Below are 23796 nucleotides of genomic sequence, written 5' to 3' on the forward strand. Positions count from 1 at the left end.
ACTCCTCGCTTTCATCGCGGCGATGGCGCTGACGCCGGCGGCAAAGGCCTCGGATTTCTCCGAGCCGTGGAAGAATGCCGACCGGGCACTGGTCATCGACGCCTACGAGTACAATCCCATCGACTGGGGCCAGCTTGCCACCGACACGCGGATCGTCGGCTTCATCAACAAGGCGTCCGATGGGATGCCGCCTCCCTATTCCTGTTTCGGCGACGAGACCGAGGCGCGGCTCTGCAAGACGCTGTGGAAGCGCCATGCGGTGGCGCAGGAGTTGTTCCAGACGCGCAAGGTGGTGGCCAAGGCGCTCGGCCTGAAATGGGGCGCCTATCACCTCGCCCGTCCAGGCAATCCGATCGGACAGGCCAACAACTTCATCGATTTCGCCCAACCCGATCCTGACGACCTGCTTGCCCTCGACATCGAGGACGACGATCCCACGCAATGGATGTCGCTCGAGGATGCCGAGGAATTCGTACGCCAGGTGCATCGGCGGGTCGGCCGCTTTCCGGTGCTCTACACCAATGGCAGCACCGCCCGGCACATCGCCGAAAACAGGTACAAGTACCGGCTGCTGTCGCGGCTGCCGCTCTGGTATGCGCGCTACAAGCCCGACATCGGCGTGCACTTTCCGATGGGCAACTGGCAAGGCTACGCGCTGTGGCAGTTTTCGGCGAAAGCGAATTGCGGCCGCTTCCGCTGCCCGTACCGGGTCGCCGGCACACCCACCGACATCGACGTCAACGTCGCGCCTATGGATGCCGCGGCATTGCGCGCGCAATGGCCCTTTGGCGGCCTGATCGACATGCAGCCGGATTACCTGGCCTCGATACCAGTGCCTCTGTCGCGTGAGGCTGCACTCGCGGGCAATGTCACCATCACCTACGCCACCGTGGCGACGCCGCCGAGCTTCGACGAGATGGTTTCGGTGTTCAGCGCGCGCTGGGCCAGATTCCGTGATAGCTTCCAGATGCCAGCGGTGGTGACGGCAGCGCCACGTCAGCCGCGCGGGATCGCCGAATATGTGGCCTGGGCGCGGAAGGAAAAGCGCGCCGCATCCCCCTTTGAGGCCGCGCCTTCCACAGGCGATACGCTCAGCACCGCCTCGACCGAGTCCGATCGTGGCCTGCGCTGAAGCATCGGATCAACGGCGGCTTCCCATGCTGGCGTACATGCCTGTGGTGCGGAATTGGCTGGGCGTAATACCGTAGCAGCGGCGAAAGACCTTCGAGAAATAATTCGTATCCTCGAAGCCGCACATGATGGCGACTTCCTTCACCGGCAGGAAATCTGCCTTTGTCAGCAGCTTCGCCGCGCGTTGCAACCGCTGCTGCAACACGAACTCGGCCGGCGGGATGCCTTCGCTGTCGGCGAAACAGCGCGAGAAATGCGCGCGGCTGAGACCGCTGATCTGGACGAGGTCGGCCACCGGCAAGGCCTTGTCGAGATTGGCGTTGATGTGGTCGATCACCGGCTGCATGGCGCTCTGTTTTTCGGCAAAGGCATGTGAGCCGAAAACATCGTCATAGAGCGCCATCGCCGCTTCATAGGCGACGGCGGAAGCAGCACCCGGCGAAGCGGCCCCCTTGATCAGACGCAGGCTGCAATCGGCAAGGTGGTCGATCGTCGCCGGCTGCAACCGGAATACGGGGCCCGAGACGCCGAGGATCGATTTGTGGATGCGCAGCGCCTCCTCGCCATTCATCGAGATCCAGAAGTATTCCCAGCGGTCGCCCTTCGCCAACCAATAGCGGTGGTTGTGCGGCACCAGCACCAGCAGCGTGTCGTTCTTCTGCAGGCGGTAGTCGCGGCTCTCGTAGCGCAACCGGCCGGTTCCGCCGATCGTGTGCTGCAACACGGTGAACGGTGTCTGGCCGCGCTTTCGCCCGTCCCAGTCATAGGCTTCGTCCTCGCGCACTTCGTAGCCCGTGCTCGTCGGCATGGCGTGCAGGCGCTGGCGGCCACGCGGCAGCGAGATCGTCCGCATAGACTGTCCGTTGGCGATCAGGTCTTGCAGCACAAAATTACCCTCGAAAGCATAATCCTTCTCTGGCCGCGCTTGCGAATAAGCGCATAATCCCTCCCCAGAGAACGCGAAAGACCCGCGGCCGAGGAGCGAACGGGAGGAGAAAAGCCGGATTTCCGGCTTGAATGGCATGCGCGCCGTGGCGCATGGCCATACTCTCCCCTGTTGCTCCTTGCCTAGCATTCGATTGGATCGAGGTGAAGGTGATGAGCTTCAAAATCGCTATTATCGGCGCCGGCAGCGTCGGATTCACCAAGAAGCTGTTCGCCGACATTTTGTGCGTGCCGGAATTCAGGGATATCGAATTCGCGCTGACCGACGTCAGCGAGCATAATCTGCAGATGATCAAGGCGATCCTCGACAGGATCGTCGAGGCGAACAAATTGCCGACAAAGGTGACGGCGACGACCGACCGCCGCAAGGCGATCGAGGGCGCGCGCTACATCATCAGCTGTGTCAGGGTCGGCGGCCTCGAAGCCTATGCCGACGACATCCGCATTCCGCTGAAATACGGCATCGACCAATGCGTCGGCGACACGATCTGCGCCGGCGGTATCCTCTATGGCCAGCGCAACATTCCGGTGATCCTGGATTTTTGCAAGGACGTAAGAGAGGTCGCCGAGACCGACGCGAAATTCCTCAACTATGCCAACCCGATGGCGATGAACACCTGGGCGGCGATCGAGTATGGCAAGGTCGACACGGTCGGGCTATGCCACGGCGTCCAGCATGGCGCCGAACAGATCGCCGAGGTGCTGGGCGCGAAATCGCCCAGGGAACTCGACTATGTCTGTTCCGGCATCAACCACCAGACCTGGTTCATCGATCTGCGCCTCAACGGCCGCCGCATCGGCAAGGACGAACTGATTGCCGCCTTCGAGGCGCACCCGGTCTATTCCAGGCAGGAAAAGCTGCGCATCGACGTCCTGAAGCGTTTCGGCGTCTATTCGACCGAAAGCAATGGCCACCTTTCCGAGTACCTGCCCTGGTACCGCAAGCGGCCGGACGAGATCACGCGCTGGATCGACATGTCCGACTGGATCCATGGCGAGACGGGCGGCTATCTCCGCTATTCGACCGAGACCCGCAACTGGTTCGAAACGGAATATCCGCAATTCCTCGAAGCGGCGTCGAAGCCGATCGACGCGTCCAAGCGCTCCAACGAGCATGCGAGCCACATATTGGAAGCGCTGGAGACCAACCGCGTCTATCGCGGCCATTTCAACGTCAGGAACGATGGGGTGATCACCAACCTGCCGCAGGACGCCATCATCGAGTCGCCCGGCTTCGTCGACCGCTTCGGCATCAACATGACCGCCGGCATCACGCTGCCGGAGGCATGTGCGGCCACCTGCATGGCGTCGATCAATGTCCAGCGCATGTCGGTGCATGCCGCGATATCAGGCGATATCGATCTCTTGAAGCTCGCCGTGCTGCACGACCCGCTGGTTGGCGCGGTTTCGACGCCCGAAGAGGTCTGGCAGATGGTGGATGAGATGGTCGTCGCGCAGGCGGCCTGGCTGCCGCAATATGCCGATGCTGTACCGGCCGCCAGGGAGCGGCTTTCGAAATCCGGGGTGAAGACCCGCGAATGGGCAGGCGCGGCACGGCGCAATGTTCGCTCGATCGAAGAACTGCGCGCCGAAAAGGCCGCGCTGAAGCAGGCCGGCTGACGCCTCAAATGCCGAGGCAGACCTGCGGGAGGCAGGTCCGACCTGGCCGGCCGTCATTACGAAAAAGGTGGGCAGCAAACAAACGTCCAGACACGAGGGAGGAGACAATGAGAAACTTACGCAACATGGGCATTGCAGCCGGACTGGCGCTGGGCGTCTCCGTCCCGGCACTCAACGCATTCGCTTCCGAACCGACGGTCCCGCCGGCGCCGGCGCAGTTTCCGGCCGAGGGCAAGATCAGCTATGTGCCGCGCGACTCCATCCTGGAGTTCAAGGCGCTGCCGCAATATCACGAGCCGGACTGGGTCACCGAGAAATACGTCAAGACCGGCAAGCTGCCGCCGGTGCAGGACAGGCTGCCGAAGGAGCCGCTGGTCTTCAAGACGGGCAACATGCCGGACGGCATCGGCGCCTATGGCGATACGATGCGCCATGTCATCGGCGGCCGGCCGGAAGGCTGGAATTACGGCGCCGGCCAGACGCAAGGTTGGGGCGGCATCGATATCGGCCTTTCCGAATGCCTGACGCGCACGGCGCCGCTGTTCCAGGTCGAGGCGAAGGACACGGAGCCGCTGCCGAACCTGGCCAGGAGTTGGGACTGGTCGAGCGACGGCCACAAGCTGACCATGCATCTGGTCGAAGGCGCCAAATGGTCGGACGGCGCACCCTTCAACGCAGACGACGTCATGTTCTACTGGGACGACGAGGTCGTCGACCCGAACGTCTCGCCATTGAACGGCGCGACGCAGGAGACCTTCGGCGTCGGCACGACGCTGAAGAAGATCGACGACTACACCGTCGAATGGACCTTCAAGGAAGCATTTCCCAAGCAATACCTCTACGCCATGGCCTATGGCACTTTCTGCCCGGGCCCGGCACATATCCTGAAGCCGCAGCATCCGAAATATTCTGATAACACCTACGACCAGTTCAAGAACGCCTTTCCGCCGGAATTCATGAACATGCCGGTGATGGGCGCCTGGGTGCCGGTCGAATACCGGCCGGACGACATCATCGTCATGCGCCGCAATCCCTACTACTGGAAGGTCGACGAAAAGGGCAACCAGCTGCCCTACCTCAACGAGCTGCACTACAAGCTGTCGACCTGGGCCGACCGCGACGTCCAGGCGGTGGCCGGCTCGGGCGACTTCTCCAATCTCGAGCAGCCGGAAAACTTCGTCGCCTCGCTGAAGCGCGCGGCCGAGGCGAATGCGCCGGCCCGGCTCGCCTTCGGCCCACGGCTCATCGGCTACAATCTGCGCATGAACTTTTCCGCCAATGGCTGGGGCAACCCCGACGAACGCGGCCAGGCGATCCGCGAATTGAACCGCAACGAGGACTTCCGCAAGGGGGTCACCATGGCGCTAGACCGCAAGGCGCTCGGCGACTCGCTGGTCAAGGGTCCGTTCACCGCCATCTATCCCGGCGGCCTCTCCTCGGGCACCAGCTTCTATGACCGCAATTCGACTGTGTATTACCCCTTCGATCTCGAAGGCGCCAAGGCCGAACTCGCCAAGGCCGGACTCAAGGACACGGACGGCGACGGCTTCGTGAACTTCCCGGCCGGTACCGCCGGCGGCAAGAACGTCGAGATCGTGATGCTGGTCAACAACGACTACGGCACGGACAAGAGCCTCGCCGAAGGCGTCGTCGCCCAGATGGAGAAGCTTGGGCTACGGGTCGTGCTCAACGGTCTCAACGGCACCCAGCGCGATGCTTCGCAATATTCCGGCCGCTTCGACTGGCTGATCCGGCGCAACGACCAGGAACTGACCTCAGTCGTGCAGAACACCGAACAGCTCGCGCCCGTCGGTCCGAAGACCAGCTGGGATCACCGTGCGCCGGAAAGCGGCCAGGTCGACCTGATGCCTTTCGAAAAGGACCTCGTCGACATCGTCAACAAGTTTGTCTCCTCGTCAGATAATGACGAGCGCGCCAGCTTGATGAAGCGGTTCCAGAAGATCTCGACGGAGCATGTCTACAATGTCGGCCTGACGGAATATCCCGGTGCACTGATCATCAACAAGCGCTTCTCCAACATTCCGCAGGGCACGCCGATCTTCATGTTCAACTGGGCCGAGGATTCGATCATCCGCGAACGGGTTTTCGTCGCGGCCGACAAACAGGCGAAATACGAGTTGTTCCCTGAGGAGCTCCCCGGCAAGCCTGGAGACAAGGGCCCAATGTAGGTTTACCTCCCCTGACTGAGAGAGACCCGGCCGCGCTGACGGCGCGGCCGGGACAAACCACACCCCGAACGCCCCAAGCGTCCGGCGAGACAAGGAAGCGGACCGTCTGATGTTGCGATTCCTGTTCACGCGCATAGCGTCGGCGATCCCGGTCCTCGCCATTTTGAGCCTGGTCACCTTCGCCATCATCCAGGCGCCGCCGGGCGACTACGCCGATTACATCCGCTCGCAGCTGATCAACCAAGGTGGAGCCTCATTCGCTGAGGCCGACGCGCAGGCCAAGGCCTATCGGATAGAACATGGTCTCGATAAGCCACTGCCGGTCCAGTATCTCAACTGGATCGGCGGCATCATCACCCGCGGCGATTTCGGCTACAGCCTCTATTACAACAAGCCGGTGGCCGATGTGGTGGGAGAGCGCCTGCCGCGCACGCTGCTTCTGGCGCTGGTCTGCCATCTGCTCGCCTCGGTTCTCGGCATCACCTTCGGCATATGGGCGGCGACCCGGCAATATTCCTGGATCGACTCGACGCTGTCAGCCATTTCCTTCCTCGGCATGACGGTGCCCCGCTTCCTGATGGCGCTGATCATCGTCTACCTGCTGGTCTTCCAGTTCAACGTCTCGGAGATCGGCAGCTTCTTCTCGCCGCAATATGGCGGCGCGCCGTGGTCGTGGGCGAAGTTCGTCGACCTGGTCAAGCATGTCTGGCCGGTGGTGGCGATCGCGACCTTTGGCGGGCTCGCCTACAATATGCGCGTCATGCGCGGCAATCTGCTCGACACGCTGAACGCGCAATATGTCGAAACGGCTAAGGCCAAGGGCCTGACCGGCAGCGCCGTCGTGATGCGCCACGCCGTGCCCAACGCGCTGCACCCGCTCGTCATGTATCAGGGCGTGGTGCTGCCCTACATGCTCACCGGCGAGATCGAGACGGCGATCATCTTCGCGCTGCCGACCGTCGGCCCGGCCATCGTCGGCTCGATGGCGGTCGGCGACGTCTATGTCACCGCGACCTTCATGATGGTGCTGTCGGCAACGCTGATCGTCGGCAACATCATAGCTGACATGCTGCTCGTGCTGCTCGATCCGCGCGTGCGCCAGTTCGGGGAAAGATAGATGCTGGCTCGCGACACACCGCTACCGCCGCTGCCGGCCGAGGGAATTCCCGCAACCAAACCGGCGCGCGGCAATGAGAGCTACATCGCACTCGTCTGGCGCCGGCTGAAGCGTTCCTGGACCGGCATGGCCGGGCTTTGGCTGGTCGTGTTCCTGCTGCTGATGACGGTGTTCGCCGAGTTCCTGGCGCCGATGGACCCGAAGGCGACGGATGTCGGCTTCGCCCCGCCTCAGTTGCCGAGCTTCCACGACAGGGACGGCAATTTCGTCGCCCGGCCGAGGGTGTATGCGCTGGCCGATTCGGCCGATCTCGATCCGGTCACCTTCCAGCCCATCGTCGGCGCCGACTATGACCATCCAAGGCTGCTTGGATTCTTCGTCGAGGGCGCGCCCTACAAGCTCTTCGGGCTCATCCCGGCGAACCGGCATTTCTTCGGCTCGATGGACGGCCAGCCGGTGCATTTCCTCGGCACAGACAAGTTCGGCCGCGATCTGCTGTCGCGCGCCATCCAAGGCTCGCGCGTCTCGCTGATGATCGCGCTGACGGTCGTCTTCATCATCACCGTCATCGGCACCACAGTCGGCATGGTCTCCGGCTATTTCGGCGGCAGGTTCGATGTCTGGATGCAGCGCTTCGTCGAACTGGTGCTCGCCTTCCCGCAGCTGCCGCTCTATCTGGCGCTGACGACGCTGATCCCGGTCACCGCTCCGACCAATGTCTTCCTCGCCTTCGTCATCATCGTCATGTCGGCGCTGGGCTGGGCGCAGATGTCGCGCGAGGTGCGCGGCAAGACGCTGGCGCTGGCGCAGATCGAGTATGTGCGCGCCGCCATGGCGGTCGGCGCCACCGACCGGCGCATCATCATGCAGCACATCTTCCCCAATGTGATGAGCCATGTGATCGTCGCCGTGACGCTGGCGATCCCGACGGTGGTGCTCCTGGAATCCTTCCTCGGTTTCCTCGGCTTCGCCGTCAAGCCGCCGCTGATCTCTTGGGGCCTCATGCTGCAGGACACCGCGACCTATTCGGTCATCGGCACCTATCCCTGGATCCTGTCACCGGTCGGTTTCGTGCTCGTCACCGTCTTTGCCTTCAACGCACTCGGCGATGGCCTGCGCGATGCCGTCGATCCCTATTGAGGTGGCAGAGATGACCGTTGTACTCGCAGAGCCCTTTGCACCAGCCGTCCGCTACGACCATGGCGGGCGCCAGGATCAACCCGTCATCGACGCCCGCAACATCGAGGTCGCCTTCAAGGTCGAGCACGGCGTCGTCGAAGCGGTCAAGGACGTCTCGTTCCAGCTCTATCGCGGCGAGACGATCGCCATCGTCGGCGAATCCGGTTCCGGCAAGTCGGTGACGGCGCGCACCGTCATGGGGCTGCTGTCGCGGCGGGCCACGGTGTCGCCCAAATCGAGCGTCGAATACGATGGACAGAACATCCTGAAGTTCCCCGAGAGCGCGCGGCGCAAGCTGCGCGGCAACCGCATCTCGATGATCTTCCAGGAGCCGATGAGCTCGCTCAACCCGATCTACACGGTCGGCAGCCAGATCGTCGAGGCGATCAGGGTGCACCGCAAGGTGAGCCGCAGGGAGGCCTGGACACGGGCGCTCGAACTTTTGCAGCATGTCCAGATTCCCGACCCCGTCGCGCGGCTCAAGCAATATCCGCACCAGCTCTCGGGCGGACAGCGCCAGCGGGTGATGATCGCCATGGCGCTGGCCAACGACCCCGACGTGCTGATCGCCGACGAGCCGACGACCGCTCTCGACGTCACCGTCCAGGCGCGGATCCTGAACCTGATCCGCAATCTGCAGAAAGAGCTGCGCATGGCGGTGATCCTGATCACCCACGACCTCACCGTGGTGCGCCAGTTCTCCGACTATGTCTATGTCATGCAGCACGGTGAAATGTGCGAGCACAACGTCACGGAACGGCTTTTCGCCGATCCGCAGCATCCCTATACAAGGCGGCTGCTTGCGTCCGAGCCGCACGGGCGGCCGAAACCGCTGCCGGAGGGCTCTAGCACCATCCTCGAGGCGAGCGGCGTGCGCGTCTGCTTCATGCTGCGCCATGGCGGCTTCCTGAAACCGGACTGGCGCGAACTGGTCGCCGTCGACGACCTCGACCTCAGCCTGCGCCGCCATGAGACGCTGGGGCTGGTCGGCGAATCCGGCTCCGGCAAGACCACTTTCGGCCAGACCCTGCTGCGGTTGACCGACGCCAAACGCGGCGAGATCCGCTTCGACGGCAAGCCGATCCACGACCTGTCGCGGGCCGAGATGCGGCCGCTGCGTTCGCGCATGCAGATCGTCTTCCAGGACCCGTTCTCATCGCTCAATCCGCGCATGACGATCGGGCAGATCATCGAGGAAGGGCTGATCGTCAACAGCATAGGCGCGACGCGGCGCGAGCGCATCGAACGGGTGCGCGAGGCGCTGGTCAGCGCCGGCATGCCCGGCGACATCCTGTCGCGATTTCCGCATGAGTTCTCCGGCGGCCAGCGCCAGCGCATCGCGATTGCCCGCGCCATCGCGCTCGAACCGGAATTCATCCTGCTCGACGAGCCGACCTCGGCGCTGGACCTTTCCGTCCAGGCGCAGATCATCGACCTGCTGCGCAAGCTGCAGGACGAGCGCGGCCTGAGCTACCTCTTCATCTCGCACGACCTCAAGGTGGTGCGCGCGCTGTGCCATCGCGTCATCGTCATGCAGCACGGCAAGATCGTCGAGCAGGGTCGCGTCGACGACGTCCTCACCAATCCCAAGACCGCCTACACCGAACGGCTCGTCAGGGCCGCATTCGAAGTGGCCTGAACATAGCCGGAGGTTAGCGTGGCAAGAAATCCCAAGATCACTTTCATCGGCGCCGGCTCGACGGTGTTCATGAAGAACATCGTCGGCGACGTGCTGCAGCGCCCGTCGCTTGCGGGCGCGACGATCGCACTGATGGACATCAATCCGCGGCGGCTGGAAGAGAGCGCCGTCGTCGTCAACAAGCTGATCGCGACGCTCGGCGTGAAGGCCAGGGCCGAAACCCATTCCGATCAGCGCAAGGCGCTGGCAGGCGCCGATTTCGTCGTCGTCGCCTTCCAGATCGGCGGTTACGAGCCCTGCACCGTCACCGACTTCGAGGTGCCGAAGAAATACGGCCTGCGCCAGACGATCGCCGACACGCTCGGCGTCGGCGGCATCATGCGCGCCTTAAGGACCGTGCCGCATCTGTGGAAGGTCTGCGAGGACATGCTCGCCGTCTGCCCGCAGGCGATCATGCTGCAATATGTCAACCCGATGGCGATCAACACCTGGGCGATATCGGAGAAATATCCCGACATCAGACAGGTCGGCCTCTGCCATTCGGTGCAGGGCACGGCAATGGAGCTGGCGCACGATCTCGACCTTCCCTACGAGGAGATCCGCTATCGCTCGGCCGGTATCAACCACATGGCGTTCTACCTGAAGTTCGAGCATCGCCAGCCGGACGGCTCCTACCGCGACCTCTATCCCGACCTCGTGCGCGCCTATCGCGAAGGCCGCGCGCCCAAGCCCGGCTGGAACCCGCGCTGCCCCAACAAGGTGCGCTACGAGATGCTGACGCGCCTAGGCTTCTTCGTCACCGAAAGCTCGGAGCATTTCGCCGAATACACGCCCTACTTCATCAAGGACGGCCGTCCCGACCTGATCGAGAAGTTCGGCATCCCGCTCGATGAATATCCGAAGCGTTGCATCGAACAGATCGAGCGCTGGAAGGACCAGGCGGAGGCCTATCGCTCGGCGGAGCGGATCGAGGTCGAAGAGTCGAAGGAATATGCCTCCTCGATCATGAATTCGGTATGGACCGGCGAGCCTTCCGTCATCTACGGCAACGTCCGCAACAATGGCTGCATCACTTCGCTGCCCCGGGATTGCGCGGCCGAGGTGCCGTGCCTTGTCGACGCCTCAGGCATCCAGCCGACCTATATCGGCGACCTGCCGCCGCAATTGACGGCGCTGATCCGCACCAACATCAATGTGCAGGAATTGACGGTGCGGGCGCTGATGACGGAGAATCGCGAACACATCTACCACGCGGCGATGATGGATCCGCACACCGCGGCCGAGCTCGACCTCGACCAGATATGGTCGCTGGTCGATGATCTGCTCGCCGCTCATGGCGACTGGCTGCCGGCATGGGCGCGAACGCGCGCCAAGACCGAGGCGGCCTGATCGCCCGACAGGCTGGGATCAGGAGCCAGCTTTTTCGCGCGCCACGGCCTGCCAGCCGATGTCGCGGCGGCAGAAGCCTTGCGGCCAATCGATCCGGTCGAGCCCGGCATAGGCCTTTTTCTGCGCTTCGCCGACCGTCCGGCCGAGCGCCGTGACGTTGAGCACGCGGCCGCCATTGGCGACCAGCGCGCCGCTGTTGATGGCCGTGCCAGCATGGAAGATCTCGACGCCGTCACCAGCCGCCTCTTCGACGCCGCGAATGACCGAACCCTTTTCAGGCGTGCCGGGATAGCCCCTCGCCGCCATCACCACGGTCAGCGCTGCCTCATCGCGCCAGCGTATGGAGGTGTGCGCAAGCTGGCCGTCGACGGCGGCGTTGAGCAGCACCAGGAGATCGTCCTTCAGCCGCATCATCAGCACCTGGCATTCGGGATCGCCGAAGCGGGTGTTGTATTCGATCAGCTTCGGCCCGTTGTCCGTGATCATCAGCCCGGCAAACAGCACGCCGGAAAACGGCGCGCCTGTTTCAGCCATGCCGCGCATGGTCGGCTCGATGATCTCGCGCATGGTGCGGTCGATCATCTGCGGCGTCATCACCGGGGCTGGCGAATAGGCGCCCATGCCGCCGGTGTTCGGGCCGGTGTCACCGTCGCCGACACGCTTGTGATCCTGAGCGGTGCCGAACGGCAGCGCGGTGACGCCGTCGCACAGGCAGAAGAAACTCGCCTCCTCGCCGACGAGGAATTCCTCGACCACCACTTCGGCGCCGGCCTGCCCGAAGGAGCCGTCGAAACAGGCATCGAGCGCGGCCAGCGCTTCGGGCAGCGTCATGGCGACGGTGACGCCCTTGCCGGCCGCCAGCCCGTCGGCCTTGATGACGATCGGCGCGCCCATGGTCTGGACATAGACCCTGGCCGACGCCAGGTCGCCGAAGCGGCCATAGGCCGCCGTCGGGATATCGTATTTGGCGCAAAGGTCCTTGGTGAACCCCTTGGAGCCTTCCAGCCGTGCTGCCGCCCTGGACGGACCGAAGACCCGGATGCCCGCGGCGCGCAAATCATCGGCAATGCCGGCGACCAGCGGCCCTTCCGGACCGACGACGACAAGATCGATTTTTTTCTCCTGGCAGAAGGCGGCGACCGCGGCATGATCGGCAATGTCGAGCTTGACCAGCTCGGCGTCGCGGCCGATGCCCGGATTGCCGGGTGCGGCATAGAGCTTGGTCAAGAGCGGCGAGGCCGCGATCTTCCAGGCCAGGGCATGTTCGCGGCCACCGGAGCCGATCAACAAAACGCGCATGCCCATGTTCCTTCATTCCACAACAGGGACTGCGCTATTGCGCCTCGCACGACTGGTCAAGACATTTGGGCACCATGAGCGCGGTTGCGCACGGGAACGTCAGACATCAATCTTCGGTGAGCGCGGCGCGATCAGCTGCGAAAGACGACCGGGAACCAATCCTCGCGCAGTTTTTGTCCGGGCTTCATGTCGTGGCCTGGGTAAGGAGGAGAGGTGCGGCCGGGCCGCTCGACATAGCGCGCATCGTCGCCGACCCAGCGCAGCGACAGCGCGCGGCGCCGTGCCGCAGTCATGTTGCCGCGGGCGCCATGCGCGGTCCTGAAGTCGAACAGGATGGCGTCGCCCGGTTGCATTTCCCATTCGAGAACCTTCATGCCGGGATCCTGGTCGGGATCGGGCACCGGCAGATAGTCGCCCTCGGCGGCGTAGAAATTGCTGTCGTCGAGCCAGCGCACCGGCAGGATCATCTTGTCCCATTTGTGCGAGCCGGCAATCACCCGCAACGTCGCTTCCTTGACCGGATCGATCGGTATCCAGAAGCTGACCGTTTGCCGCCCGTCGACGAAGTAATAGGGGATGTCCTGATGCCATGGCGTCGGCTTCTGCGTGCCGGGTTCCTTGACCAGCACGTGATCGTGGAAGAACTGCGCGGTGCGCGACTGCATCACCGCCGCAGCCAGTTCGGCCGCTGGTGATTCCCGTATCACCTTGACGAATTCGGGAATGCGCTCCCAGTTGCAATAGTCGTCGAAGAAACTGCCGCGGCCATTGGCGATATCGGAAGCGGTGGCGCTGCGGTTCTCGATGTTGCGCTCGATGCCGGCGGCAATCGTGTCGACCCAATCGTGGAAAGCACCGCGGATGCAGACGGCGCCATCGCGCTGATAGTCTTCTATGGTTGCGGCGTCGATCTGGTGCTGGGAGGCCATCGCGTTCTCCTACCGGGATGGCCAACTATTGCAGTCGTTGCACGAGAGGTAAACATCGATCCGCAACCGTTGAATGCGGCGCTGGCGCTCGTTGCGAGAGGATGGCCGTAACGATTTTTCACATCATGGCCATTCGGCTTGACGCTTGACGGCTTTCATCGCTGCTGCCACTTCAGCGGGATGGAAAACATCCAATCGAAAGCAGCCCAGGGGCGCGTCGCCGATGCGCCGAGCGGCCATTGGGTCTATCGGGTGCTGCCGCGCTGGCTGTGGCCCTATGCGCAGCTTGCAAGGTGGGACCGGCCGATAGGCTGGCAGTTGCTGCTGTGGCCGTGCTGGTGGTCGGCAGCCCTTGCCGCGAGCGCCTATCCCCGCCCCTCGGATCCACTGCTGACGCTGTTGCCGGCGCCCTGGTATCTCCTGTTGTTCCTGATCGGCGCCATCGCCATGCGCGGCGCCGGCTGCACCTATAACGACCTGGTCGACGAGGACATCGACAACCAGGTGGAACGCACGCGTTCGCGACCGTTGCCGGCGGGAAAGGTCACGCGCCGGCAGGCCTGGGCGTTTGTCGCCATTCAGGCACTGGTCGGCCTGGCGGTGCTTTTGCAGTTCAACGACTTCGCCATCCCGCTCGGCATCGTCTCGCTCGTCATCGTCGCCGTCTACCCATTCATGAAGCGATTCACCAACTGGCCGCAACTGGTTCTCGGCCTTGCCTTTTCCTGGGGTGCGTTGATGGGATGGGCGGTCGAGTTCGGCGATCTCGATGGCCCTGCAATCATGCTCTACATCGGCTCGATCCTGTGGGTGATCGGCTACGACACGATCTATGCGCATCAGGACAAGGAGGACGACGCCATCGTCGGCGTGCGCTCGACCGCGCGCCTGTTCGGCGACAACACCAAGACCTGGCTCGTGGGGCTCTATGGCGGCGCGCTGGCCTGCTTCGCCATCGCCTTCGCCTCGGCGCAGGCGCCGGTGCCGGCGCTGGCCGGGCTGATCGCCGCCGGCGCCCATATGGCGCGGCAGATCGCGAGGCTGGACATCGACGATCCGGACCAGTGCCTCAAGCTGTTCCAGTCGAACAACCAGGTCGGCTGGCTGATCTTTCTCGGCCTGATCGGCGGCGCGGTGTGGGTGGCGCTGAAGCCGCTCGTCTAGCAGCGCGCGAAGATCCCATCAGCCGCATGCATCGAAGACGACGATCGCCGGAAATCCTTGTCGTGAGGAAGTCGCACCGTGACGGGGCAACCGAATCCAAGGTCTTGCGTTAATCAAGCAATCGGTGAACTAGCCTCAGGGCAGAAGGATGACTTACGAGATAAAAATGCGTCATGCTCGCGACAGAGATCTCCTGTCCGGGAGCGAGCCCTATGTGATTGAGTGTTTCGCGCGGCAAAACGGCATCACGGCCGCTCAGGTGCACACCCTTATGAGGCGATATGGAAGCCGCCGTACGGTGCTCGAAGCCGCGGTGAAGCGCTTTGACCGCGCCCAGCTCCGTAAGCGCCAGCTGGCAAGGTGGGAGCGCGACTGATGCCTCAACTGGTGGTTTTCATGATTAAAAATCTTGCGACGGGAGCAATGATCGGGCTCTTTGTGGCAGGTTGGCTGATCACTTATGGCTCCATCGCTGACCTTTTGCCTTCAAGCGACAACAGTTACCTGGCGATTGGGATAGTGGCGTATTCGATGGCTTCCACATTCGGCCTCGGCTTTCTGGCCACGGCGTTGTTGCTTTTGAAATAAGCGGCAGCGCCTTGCCTGGCGACAACCTTCCCTTGAGATCTTCAGTTTGAGACAATACCGCCCCAGCTGGACCACGAGGCACTTCAGGGAAAAACAACCCGGACGCCGGTTGAATTGGAACTCATCGAAACCGTCTATTCGTCGCGCGAGATGATTTCCTCGCCGCCGATGACCAGCCTGAGGCCGAGGTCGCCGGCCCGACGGCGGGCGAGGAAACGTGGGCGGCGCGTGGTCGAGACGCGGCCCTTGCGGCGGTCCTGCGCCGGCAGCGTCTTGATGGCGGCGCCAAGCGATTCCTCCAGCGTGCGAGCAATGCCGTCCGCTTCGATCAACAGCATCGGCAGGCGGTAGGCGTCGGCCCAGGCGCGCCAGTCGGCGGCGACATCGTCGAGATCGTCGGCCACCAGCAGCGGCACCGACAGCATCGGATCATTGTGCAGGAGCTCCAGGGTTACCGTGACATTGCCATCCGGATCCTCCATCGCGCGGGCGGCCACGCCGCGAAACGCGTTGGCGGGCAGAGCGATGATCGCCGGCACGCCGCTCATCTCCAGCGTGCGGCGAATGACAGCGCCACGCTGGTCGATGGTGAAGGTAACGTCGCCATAGTCGTCGCGGGTGGCGTAGCTTGCCACCTGCGGCAGGCGGAATGGGTCGAGGCGCATATTGCACCCGGCCCAGACTGGCTTCAGTCCGATGTTCATAGATTGCCTTTCCTGTCTCTCCTGAGAGCCGGCTTGCGGTTCTCTCCGGGCCGGTTTGTCCAGCCTCGTTGTGGAGAAACATTAGCGCGCGCTTCTTACCGCTGCGCTTAAGAAAGTCAGTTAAATTTTGCTGATCGCAGGCGATGGTTATCGGAATGCCACCGGGCTCGCGCTCAGGAAAGGATCAGATAACCTTACCGGGATTCATGATGCCGGCCGGGTCGAAGACCGCCTTCACCCTGCGCATCAGATCGATGGCCATCGGCGGCGCCGTGGCGATCAGTTCGTCGCGCTTCAGCTGGCCGATGCCGTGCTCGGCCGAGATCGAGCCGTGATAGCTGCGCACGACATCGTGCACGGCCTGGTTCATGGCGTGGTACAGGCCGAGGAACGCCTCGTCATCGCCATCGACCGGCCGGGAGATGTTGTAATGGAGGTTGCCGTCGCCCATGTGGCCGAAGCAAACCACGCGGGCACCCGGGCTGACGGATTGCACCGCGCCAGCCGCCTTGTCGATGAAGGACGGGATGGAGGCCACCGGCACCGAGATGTCGTGCTTGATCGAGGCGCCCTCGGGCTTTTGCGCATCGGGCAGAACCTCGCGGAAATTCCAGAAAGCGTCGCCCTGCGCGATGCTCGCCGCAATCACCGCATCGCCGACGATCTCCTGCTCGAGGCCTTCCGACAGCACCTCTTCGATCAGCGCCCGCGCATCCTCCGCCGAGCGCCCGGATGAGATCTGCATCAGCACATACCACGGCCAATCCTCGGCCAGTGGGCGCACCACACCTTGGGCATGCGCAAGCGTGAAATCGTGGGGCCTCTGGCCGATCAGCTCGAAGGCGGTGAGCGCGGCGCCGGCGCGGTCCATGGCCAGGCTGAACAGGGAGAGTGCCGCCTCGGGCGACGACATTCCGACAAAAGCCACTTCCCGCCCCTTCGGCTTGGGAAAAAGCTTGAGCACGGCGGCAGTGATGACGCCAAGCGTACCCTCGGCGCCGACGAACAGGTTCTTCAGATCGTAGCCGGTGTTGTCCTTCTTCAGCTTGCGCAGGTCGTCGAACACCTCGCCGGTCGGCAGCACCACTTCGACGCCGAGACAGAGCTCACGCGCATTGCCATAGGCAAGCACGCCGGTGCCGCCGGCATTGGAAGAGAGGTTGCCGCCGATCTGGCAGGAACCTTGCGCGGCGAGCGACAGCGGAAACAGCCGGTCGGCGGCATCGGCCGCCTCCTGCAAGGTCTGCAGGATGACGCCTGCCTCGACAGTGACCGTGTTGGACAAGACGTCGATCTCGCGGATGCGGTTCAGCCTGGACAGCGATAGCACGATCTCGCGGCCGGAAACATCCGGCACCTGTGCGCCGACCAGCCCGGTATTGCCGCTTTGCGGCACGATCGGCGTGCCGGTCTCGCTCGCCAGCCGCATGATGCGGCTGACCTCGTCGACGCTGCCGGGCCTCAGCACCAGCGCCGTTCTGCCATGCCAAAGGCCGCGCCGCTCGGTGAGGAAAGGCGCAATATCCTGCTGGTCGCGAAGCGCATATTTGTCGCCGACAATTGTCGCGAAGCGGTCGATGAGGGCGGCGTCGAGGTCTTGGGATATGTCGTTCATGGGTGGAAACTATTGCCCTGTGTCGATCTTGTCACGCGTGGCGGCCCGGTCACGCGTGGCGGCCCGGTCACGAGGAGCGGCGGCGCGCGACAGCCGGTCGTTGATCGCCTCGCCCAGCCCATCGAATGGGATAGGCTCGACAGCGATGGTCTTGGCGCCGCTGTGATCGAGATCCTGCAAATGGGCGAAAAGGTTGCTCGCCGCCTCGCGCAGGTCGCCTGATACCGACAGGTTGCGAAAGGCGACCGCACCTTGCCAGCCTTCGGCACGGCGGCCGCCAAAAGCCAGAAGAGCCTCGCCCTTGGCGATTTTCCCGGCGTTGACACGCACCGCGGCGCCCGGCGCGTAGTGCGAGGCGAGCATGCCCGGCGCCTCGATGCCTTCGGAACCGCGCAGCAGCGGCATGCCGGCGACTGCCTCGATGTCGCCGGCGGCAATACCGCCCGGTCTCAGGAGCCGCAATCTTGCGCCTTCAACCTTGACGATCGTCGATTCCAATCCAACAGGCGTCGCACCGCCATCGACCACCAATTTGATCCTGGGACCGAGATCGGCTGCCACGGCCTCGGCGGTCGTGGCGCTGATCTTGCCCGAGGAATTGGCACTGGGCGCCGCGAGCGGGCGACCGAGCCTGGCGATCAGCTCGCCGCCAAAACCCTTGGGCATGCGCAGCGCGATCGTGTCGAGCCCCGCGGTGACCAGCGGATGAATGCCGTTGCCGGAACGTTGCGGCAGCACCAGCGTCAGCGGCCCCGGCCAGAATGCCTGCGCCAGCCGTTTCGACAGCGGGTCGAACAGCGCGATGCGCTCGGCCATCGCCAGGTCGGCGACATGGGCGATCAGCGGGTTGAAGCGCGGCCGACCCTTGGCCTCGAAAATGCGCGCCACGCCGACGCCATTGGTCGCGTCCGCGGCCAGCCCGTAAACGGTTTCCGTCGGAATGGCGACGACGTCGCCGCTTTCGAGCAGCGCCAGCGCCATTTCCATCGCATCGCCGACGGCGCGTATTTCAACCACGGTCGTTACCTCACAGATGCCGGCTGCGTAGTACGGCGGCGGCCGTGGGGCAAGTCCGAGCGTCAGCGAATCCTCGATCGCTAAAATGCCATGCTTCCCCGCAAGCCCGCATCAATCGCTGCACAAGTATGGTGCCGGCTTCTTGGGCAAGGGGAATTGTCATGGTCTCGGTGCGCATTCTCGGAGCGCTTGGTCTCATCCTGGCGGCGGGCGAAGCGCAGGCTTCATCCATCATCGTTCTCAGCGCACCGGCTTCGACGCCATCGGTCGTCAGGCCCGGCGCACCCGAGACGGGGACGATGGCCGAGAGCAAGGCCGGTAATTCGACGCCATCGGTCGTGGCACTCGGCGCCGCTGAGTCCGACGTCACCTATGAAAAGGTGGCGGCGATCCCGAACCAGCCCGAGCTAAAACGCGGTTTCATGCCCGGCCCGATGATCATTCGCGGCGGCATTGTCGGTGGCGACTTTTCTATTCCAACGCCGGCCGCCGCCGCAGCGGCGCCTCAAGCAGGGTCCGGCAACCAGACGGAAGCGGCGAACAGCCCACCCGAGCCGCAACCGACACCCATCCCCGAGACCGACCAGGCCAGATAGAGTTCGAAGCGCTTCCGGCTCAAACGCCCGCAATCGCCAAGAGCCAGGCCAGGATATCGAACAACAGAAACAGCAGCGCAATCTGCAACGCCACCCGCAGCCGCTGGATAATTCGCCAGTTGCTGGCCATGTCCGCCTTGATGCGAAGGGCAAGCGCGCGGCGCATGGCCGACATCGTTGCCGGCCTGTCGCCATCGACATATTGATGGAGCAGTTCTTCGGGGTCGAAGCGGAATGTGTATTGGTGCTAGGGCCAAAGCATGAAGACGATCAGCCCGCCGATGCCGAACAGCAGAGCCACCGCGATCCAGTCCCAAAGTCCTAGCCCGTTGGCAAGAGCCGCGCCGCCGAGCAACGAGTTGGCGAATGCGGTGGCAAAGATAAGGCTCCCGGCGCGGGTGCTCATGTTCTCCACGAGGTTCTGCTGCTGCGTAAGACCTCTCACCGCCTCCTGATAGATGAACGCAAGACGCGGATCATCGTCGGCAAGACTGCTTGCGGCAGTTCCGTTGCTGTCTCCTCCGCTCGGACGTTCGGCCATAAGGGTGCTTCTCCAGCGCGGCAGGGATGCGCCAGCTTAGCTCAAATCCTGCGCCGTAAAAACACGAGAGCATTTTGCAGCCAGGTGCATCACCTGGCCAGCGCACGAATGCGATCAAAAAAATAGAGCGGGATGCACCGCATCCCGCTCCCGTGAATTCCGGAGCCTGATAAATATCAGGCCGCGACTTCTTCGTCCGCCTCGTCGGTGGATGCCTCGTCGGATTCGTCTTCTTCGTCAGCGTCTTCGGCTTCGGCCTTCACGCTGTCGTCGTCTTCCTTGTCGTTGTCATCATCGTCTTCGTCTTCGTCGTCTTCGTCCTCATCATCGTCCGAGAGGGTGGCGGCTTCTTCGTCTTCGTCGCCGTCCTCTTCCGTACCTTCGCTGTCTTCGTCGTCGCCTTCCTGCTCGTCGTCAGACAGGTCGGTTGCCTCGACCACCGCGGCGGCGGCCTGGTCGAGCATCGTTTCGGAAGCGGAATCAAGCGCCTCGGCGGGGGCCGGGGTTTCTTCTGTCACTTCGATTTCGTGAGCGGAATTCATGGAAGCCTCCGTGGGGTTGGGGAACATGTCCTTTTTGCCACGGAGAGATCATCGTCATATGACTGTAAGCCGGCTCGAACGGCCGGCCCAGCAAGATTTTTTCTGCTAATTCAGCCCGCGATCCTGGAGAAATCGGCGACCTGATCGGTGGCTGCCCGGATCCGGGCGAGCAAGGCCAGGCGATTGGCGCGGACGGCCTGATCCTCGTCGTTTACCAGCACTTGCTCGAAGAATGAATCAACCGGCTCGCGCAACACGCTAAGCGCCAGCATGGCGGCGGAAAAGTCTTCGTTTCGAATCGCTTCGCCGGCTTGCCTCTCAGCTTGATTCACCGCCGCAAACAGCGATTTCTCGGCCGCTTCCCGAAACAGCGCCGGCTCGACATGATCGGCAATCGTCGTTTTCTTCTTCTCCTCGGCGGCCAGGATGTTTGCCGCACGCTTGGTGCCGGCAAGCAGGTTCTTGCCGTCCTCGGTGTCGAGGAAGGAGCCGAGGGCTTCGACACGGCGGACGAGCATCGCCAAGTCATCGTTAACGGCGTCGCCTATCCTGCCTTCATGTTCTATGCCGCCTCCTTTGAGGAGTTTGACTGCGTCTATAAGGTCGTATCTCTGTCCCCGGTCTCTGAGGACCTGCTCCAGTCGATCCAAAACGAAATCCCGCAGTGACGCCGAATCTGACATCACTTTGATCATCACTTCGAAAATTGCCCCGTGAATTTCCTTCTGCTGCTTTTCGGCGGCGATTGCCTTAAGCCGATACTCGAGAAGCTTATCCATTTCGCCCGCTGGAAAAGCGGCAATGTAGCTTTCCATGCTGCGAAGAAAATTGGGAAGCTCGTTCGAACGCCAATTGAGACCGTGCATTAGAGCGAGAGAAATTATCGAGCACCGAACATCATTGTCTAGAATCAACCGGATCATCCCTAGCGCCGCCCTGCGAAGCGCGTAGGGATCCTTGCTGCCGGTTGGCTTCTCGTCGATGGCCCAGAATCCAACCAGCATATCGAGCTTGTCGGCGAGCGCCACCGCAATCGACACGGGATCGGACGGCACGCTGTCGGACGGACCCTGCGGCTTGTAGTGTTCCTCGATTGTCGCGGCGACCGAAGGATGCTCGCCTTGCAGCAGCGCATATTTGTGGCCCATGGCGCCCTGCAGTTCAGGGAATTCGCCGACCACTTCAGTCGTCAAATCGGCCTTTGCCAAAACTGCGGCACGCTCGACAAGATCGGGATCGGCACCGACGATAGGCGCGATCGCGCGCGCTAAATTCCGGATGCGCATCACCCGCTCGCCCTGCGTGCCAAGCTTGGCATGGAACGTCACGTTGAGATGGTCGAGGCGGGCCATGCGCTGGTCGAGCGGTTTCTTGAGATCCAGCCCGAATTTTTCGGCCGATGCCTTGAGCTGGTCGAGATCAGGCAAATCGCCCTGGTCGGTCGTCCAGAAATAGAGGGCGTCGGAGAGACGCGCGCGCACCACCTTGCCGTTGCCGTGCGCGATCTCCTTGCCGCCATCCTTCGCCTCGATATTGGCGGTCAGGATGAAGCGGTTGGACAGGTCCTCGCCATCACCTTGCGGGCGCGTCACGAAACATTTCTGGTTGGCGCGGATGGTCAGCCGGATCACCTCGGCGGGTATGGCCAGGAAATCCTCCTCGAACTCGCCCATCAGCACGACCGGCCATTCGACCAGCCCGGATACTTCTTCCAGCAATCCCTCGTCCTCGACGAGGTCGAGCCCGTTGGCGAAGGCGAGGTTGCGGGCGTCGGCAAGGATGATCTCCTTGCGCCGGTCGGCATCGAGCACGACCTTGGCCGCTTCCAGCTTGCTCACATAATCATCGAAGCGGCGCACGGTGATTTCGCCCGGCGCGAGGAAGCGATGGCCGTAGGTGACATTGCCCGAGCGGATGCCGTCGATCTCGAAATCGACCACCACCGGCTCCTCGGTCTCCGGGCCGAAGGTGCACAGGATCGATTGCAGCGGCCGCACCCAGCGCAATGAGCCCGGCTTCGCCGAAGCCGGCCCCCACCGCATCGATTTCGGCCAGGGAAAGCTGCGGATGATGCCGGGCACCAGTTCGGCGATGATGTCTTCCGCCGCCCTGCCCGGCCTGGAGATATGGGCGACATAGAAGTCGCCCTTCTTCGGATCGGCATGGATATGCGCCTCGGCAGCCGAGGCAAGGCCGGCCTTGCGCAGGAAACCCTGGACAGCCTGCTCCGGCGCCTTGGTCGAGGGGCCCTTGATCTCCTCGTTGATGTCCTTGGAGCGCGCGGTCAGGCCTCTGATATCGAGCGAAAGACGCCGCGGCGTCCAGTATTCGCGCGCCGCCTCGTAGGTCAGGCCCGCCTCGACAAGACCGTCGGTCAGCATCTTCCTCAGGTCGCCCGCAGCCTTGCGCTGCATGCGGGCGGGGATTTCTTCGGAGCGAAGTTCGAGAAGCAGGTCGGGCATTGGATGGGGCTCACGCGGCAAAATGGTCCGCGCGGGGCATAGCAACTCGGCTGGCCGCTGTCACCCTTCCGCGCAACATCGAGGCATCTGCCGGCGATTTCCGAAAAAATTCGACGGACTGTCGGGCCGAGGCAAACCCGCTCGTCCTTGGATCAAAGATTTCCATGAACCGAACGCAGCGCTGAAGCGACCCACGCTCAGGCAGAGAACTATTGGCTGAACGACAATGAAAACGGCATCGACATTCCTGCAGATCCTGGCGCTCAGCGCCTGCTTTGCCGCGCAGGTGCATGGCACGTTCGCGATGCCGGGCGTCAGGCAGGCGCTGCGGACCATCGATGGCGCGAGCGGTCAGGGCATGTTTGCCGCGGCGCTCTACACCGTGTCGCCGGCGGCCAGCCCGGCGCTGTCCTGAGCCCGCAAGGCGGACGCAGCCGGCCACGCGGTCTGCCGACGATAAATCTCCTTCACGACCTCCAGGAAGAGCAGGCTCAGCACAATGCCTGCGACATCGGCCGCGGTGAGCGCAATCGAGGCATTCTTCAGCTCCGGAAGCTCCTCCGCATTCATGGTGAGCTTGAAGGACAGGCGGCCGAGCACATTGGCCACCAGCCAGGCGAACCACCAGCCCGGCAGCGATCCCGAGGTTTCGTCCGATTTCCAGTCCGGCGACCCGCTGCTCGCGCGCCAGATCTCGGACATCGCCTGGTAGGGTTTCCACAGATTGGCGATCGGAATGAAGTACCAGCCGATCGCCCAGCCGGGCGTGAATTCCATGTCCTTCGCACCAAGCAGCCTGATGTTTTTGTTGGCGAGCCTGATCCAGGCCAGAATGGTGACGGCCTGAGCCACATATAGAACGAGCTGAATGATACCGATCGCGCCCTGCCTCAAATCGTTCCGGTTGGCCGCTGCCGCGAGGTCGTAGTCATAGCTGCCGCTCTCGATGTCGCTGAGCAGCCAAAGCTCGGACAGGCCGGACAGGACGGCGATCGTGTCGACCAGGATGCCAATCCAGAGCAGCCTGACGACCCAGGTTGTGCTGATCGAAAAGTTTCGGAAAATGCCCACGTTAACTGCCCCCCGGCTTGCACGCGCTCACAACCTAAACGGGAAAAGAGGAAAATCAA

22 protein-coding genes are annotated in these 23796 nt (G+C 63.1%); 11 read left to right on the forward strand and 11 right to left on the reverse strand.

The window, feature by feature from the left end; translation table 11 throughout:
* Positions 1-22: 22 nt before the first annotated feature.
* Positions 23-1132: a glycoside hydrolase family 25 protein gene (locus C9427_RS15820; RefSeq protein WP_107650179.1), complete on the forward strand. Its 1110-nt coding sequence runs from the start codon at positions 23-25 to the stop codon at positions 1130-1132.
* Positions 1133-1141: 9 nt separating this feature from the next.
* On the opposite strand, the gene C9427_RS15825 is transcribed toward C9427_RS15820, so the two are convergent.
* Entirely contained in the window at positions 1142-2155 is a 1014-nt protein-coding gene (locus C9427_RS15825) for an AraC family ligand binding domain-containing protein (RefSeq protein WP_425351649.1), read from the reverse strand.
* 74 nt (positions 2156-2229) lie between these two features.
* Between C9427_RS15825 and melA (C9427_RS15830) the strand changes: the two genes are divergently transcribed.
* The 6 genes from melA (C9427_RS15830) (at position 2230) to melA (C9427_RS15855) (ending at position 11209) form a co-directional block, all read left to right on the forward strand.
* Complete coding sequence (gene melA / locus C9427_RS15830) at positions 2230-3696, forward strand: alpha-glucosidase/alpha-galactosidase (RefSeq protein WP_107650058.1); 1467 nt, start codon at positions 2230-2232, stop codon at positions 3694-3696.
* 107 nt (positions 3697-3803) lie between these two features.
* A complete protein-coding gene (locus C9427_RS15835; RefSeq protein WP_107650059.1) occupies positions 3804-5885 on the forward strand; it encodes an ABC transporter substrate-binding protein in 2082 nt (693 codons plus the stop codon).
* Positions 5886-5994: 109 nt separating this feature from the next.
* Positions 5995-7002 (forward strand): ABC transporter permease, encoded by a 1008-nt coding sequence (locus C9427_RS15840; protein WP_107650060.1) that lies wholly within the window; start codon positions 5995-5997, stop codon positions 7000-7002.
* Positions 7003-8142 carry an ABC transporter permease gene (locus tag C9427_RS15845; RefSeq protein ID WP_107650061.1) on the forward strand — a complete coding sequence of 380 codons (1140 nt, stop codon included), beginning with the start codon at positions 7003-7005 and terminating at the stop codon, positions 8140-8142.
* A gap of 10 nt (positions 8143-8152) precedes the next feature.
* A complete protein-coding gene (locus C9427_RS15850; RefSeq protein ID WP_107650180.1) occupies positions 8153-9820 on the forward strand; it encodes an ABC transporter ATP-binding protein in 1668 nt (555 codons plus the stop codon).
* An 18-nt stretch (positions 9821-9838) separates the two neighbouring features.
* Positions 9839-11209, forward strand: a complete 1371-nt coding sequence (melA, locus tag C9427_RS15855; protein WP_107650062.1) for an alpha-glucosidase/alpha-galactosidase — start codon at positions 9839-9841, stop codon at positions 11207-11209.
* Between the two features lie 18 nt (positions 11210-11227).
* Here the strand turns inward: melA (C9427_RS15855) and purD are convergent, their stop codons facing one another.
* Complete coding sequence (gene purD, locus C9427_RS15860; RefSeq protein ID WP_107650181.1) at positions 11228-12508, reverse strand: phosphoribosylamine--glycine ligase; 1281 nt, start codon at positions 12506-12508, stop codon at positions 11228-11230.
* Between the two features lie 131 nt (positions 12509-12639).
* Positions 12640-13437 carry a phytanoyl-CoA dioxygenase family protein gene (locus C9427_RS15865; RefSeq protein ID WP_107650063.1) on the reverse strand — a complete coding sequence of 266 codons (798 nt, stop codon included), beginning with the start codon at positions 13435-13437 and terminating at the stop codon, positions 12640-12642.
* Positions 13438-13617: 180 nt separating this feature from the next.
* Between C9427_RS15865 and ubiA the strand changes: the two genes are divergently transcribed.
* Positions 13618-14601: a 4-hydroxybenzoate octaprenyltransferase gene (gene ubiA, locus C9427_RS15870; protein ID WP_107650064.1), complete on the forward strand. Its 984-nt coding sequence runs from the start codon at positions 13618-13620 to the stop codon at positions 14599-14601.
* A 375-nt stretch (positions 14602-14976) separates the two neighbouring features.
* A complete protein-coding gene (locus C9427_RS33825) occupies positions 14977-15189 on the forward strand; it encodes a hypothetical protein (protein ID WP_146172551.1) in 213 nt (70 codons plus the stop codon).
* 134 nt (positions 15190-15323) lie between these two features.
* Here the strand turns inward: C9427_RS33825 and C9427_RS15880 are convergent, their stop codons facing one another.
* The 3 genes from C9427_RS15880 to C9427_RS15890 all read right to left on the reverse strand — a co-directional run bounded on the left by C9427_RS15880 (position 15324) and on the right by C9427_RS15890 (position 18525).
* Entirely contained in the window at positions 15324-15893 is a 570-nt protein-coding gene (locus C9427_RS15880) for a DUF6101 family protein (protein ID WP_097575532.1), read from the reverse strand.
* 184 nt (positions 15894-16077) lie between these two features.
* On the reverse strand, positions 16078-17508 hold the full coding sequence (locus C9427_RS15885; protein WP_107650066.1) for an FAD-binding oxidoreductase: 1431 nt from the start codon (positions 17506-17508) through the stop codon (positions 16078-16080).
* Between the two features lie 9 nt (positions 17509-17517).
* A complete protein-coding gene (locus tag C9427_RS15890) occupies positions 17518-18525 on the reverse strand; it encodes an L-threonylcarbamoyladenylate synthase (protein ID WP_167434367.1) in 1008 nt (335 codons plus the stop codon).
* A 161-nt stretch (positions 18526-18686) separates the two neighbouring features.
* Here C9427_RS15890 and C9427_RS15895 point away from each other — a divergent pair, with 161 nt between their 5' ends.
* Positions 18687-19121, forward strand: coding sequence for a hypothetical protein (locus tag C9427_RS15895; RefSeq protein WP_107650068.1), 435 nt, complete (start codon positions 18687-18689; stop codon positions 19119-19121).
* Positions 19122-19140: 19 nt separating this feature from the next.
* Here the strand turns inward: C9427_RS15895 and C9427_RS34790 are convergent, their stop codons facing one another.
* The 4 genes from C9427_RS34790 to glyS all read right to left on the reverse strand — a co-directional run bounded on the left by C9427_RS34790 (position 19141) and on the right by glyS (position 22666).
* The gene (locus C9427_RS34790) at positions 19141-19296 is read right to left on the reverse strand and encodes a hypothetical protein (RefSeq protein ID WP_245437084.1); all 156 of its coding nucleotides are present in this window, start codon (positions 19294-19296) and stop codon (positions 19141-19143) included.
* 72 nt (positions 19297-19368) lie between these two features.
* The gene (locus C9427_RS34795) at positions 19369-19662 is read right to left on the reverse strand and encodes a hypothetical protein (RefSeq protein WP_245437085.1); all 294 of its coding nucleotides are present in this window, start codon (positions 19660-19662) and stop codon (positions 19369-19371) included.
* Between the two features lie 176 nt (positions 19663-19838).
* Positions 19839-20204, reverse strand: coding sequence for an ATPase (modular protein) (locus C9427_RS15905; protein WP_107650182.1), 366 nt, complete (start codon positions 20202-20204; stop codon positions 19839-19841).
* 110 nt (positions 20205-20314) lie between these two features.
* Positions 20315-22666, reverse strand: a complete 2352-nt coding sequence (glyS, locus tag C9427_RS15910; RefSeq protein ID WP_107650069.1) for a glycine--tRNA ligase subunit beta — start codon at positions 22664-22666, stop codon at positions 20315-20317.
* 226 nt (positions 22667-22892) lie between these two features.
* On the opposite strand from glyS, the gene C9427_RS15915 reads away from it, so the two are divergent.
* Complete coding sequence (locus C9427_RS15915; protein ID WP_107650070.1) at positions 22893-23081, forward strand: hypothetical protein; 189 nt, start codon at positions 22893-22895, stop codon at positions 23079-23081.
* Here the strand turns inward: C9427_RS15915 and C9427_RS15920 are convergent.
* Complete coding sequence (locus C9427_RS15920) at positions 23042-23737, reverse strand: DUF4328 domain-containing protein (protein ID WP_107650071.1); 696 nt, start codon at positions 23735-23737, stop codon at positions 23042-23044. The two genes, C9427_RS15915 and C9427_RS15920, sit on opposite strands and share 40 nt — an antisense overlap.
* Between the last annotated feature and the right edge of the window lie 59 nt (positions 23738-23796).

Source organism: Mesorhizobium helmanticense, assembly GCF_003034915.1.
In the GTDB taxonomy this organism is placed as follows: Bacteria; Pseudomonadota; Alphaproteobacteria; order Rhizobiales; family Rhizobiaceae; genus Mesorhizobium; species Mesorhizobium helmanticense.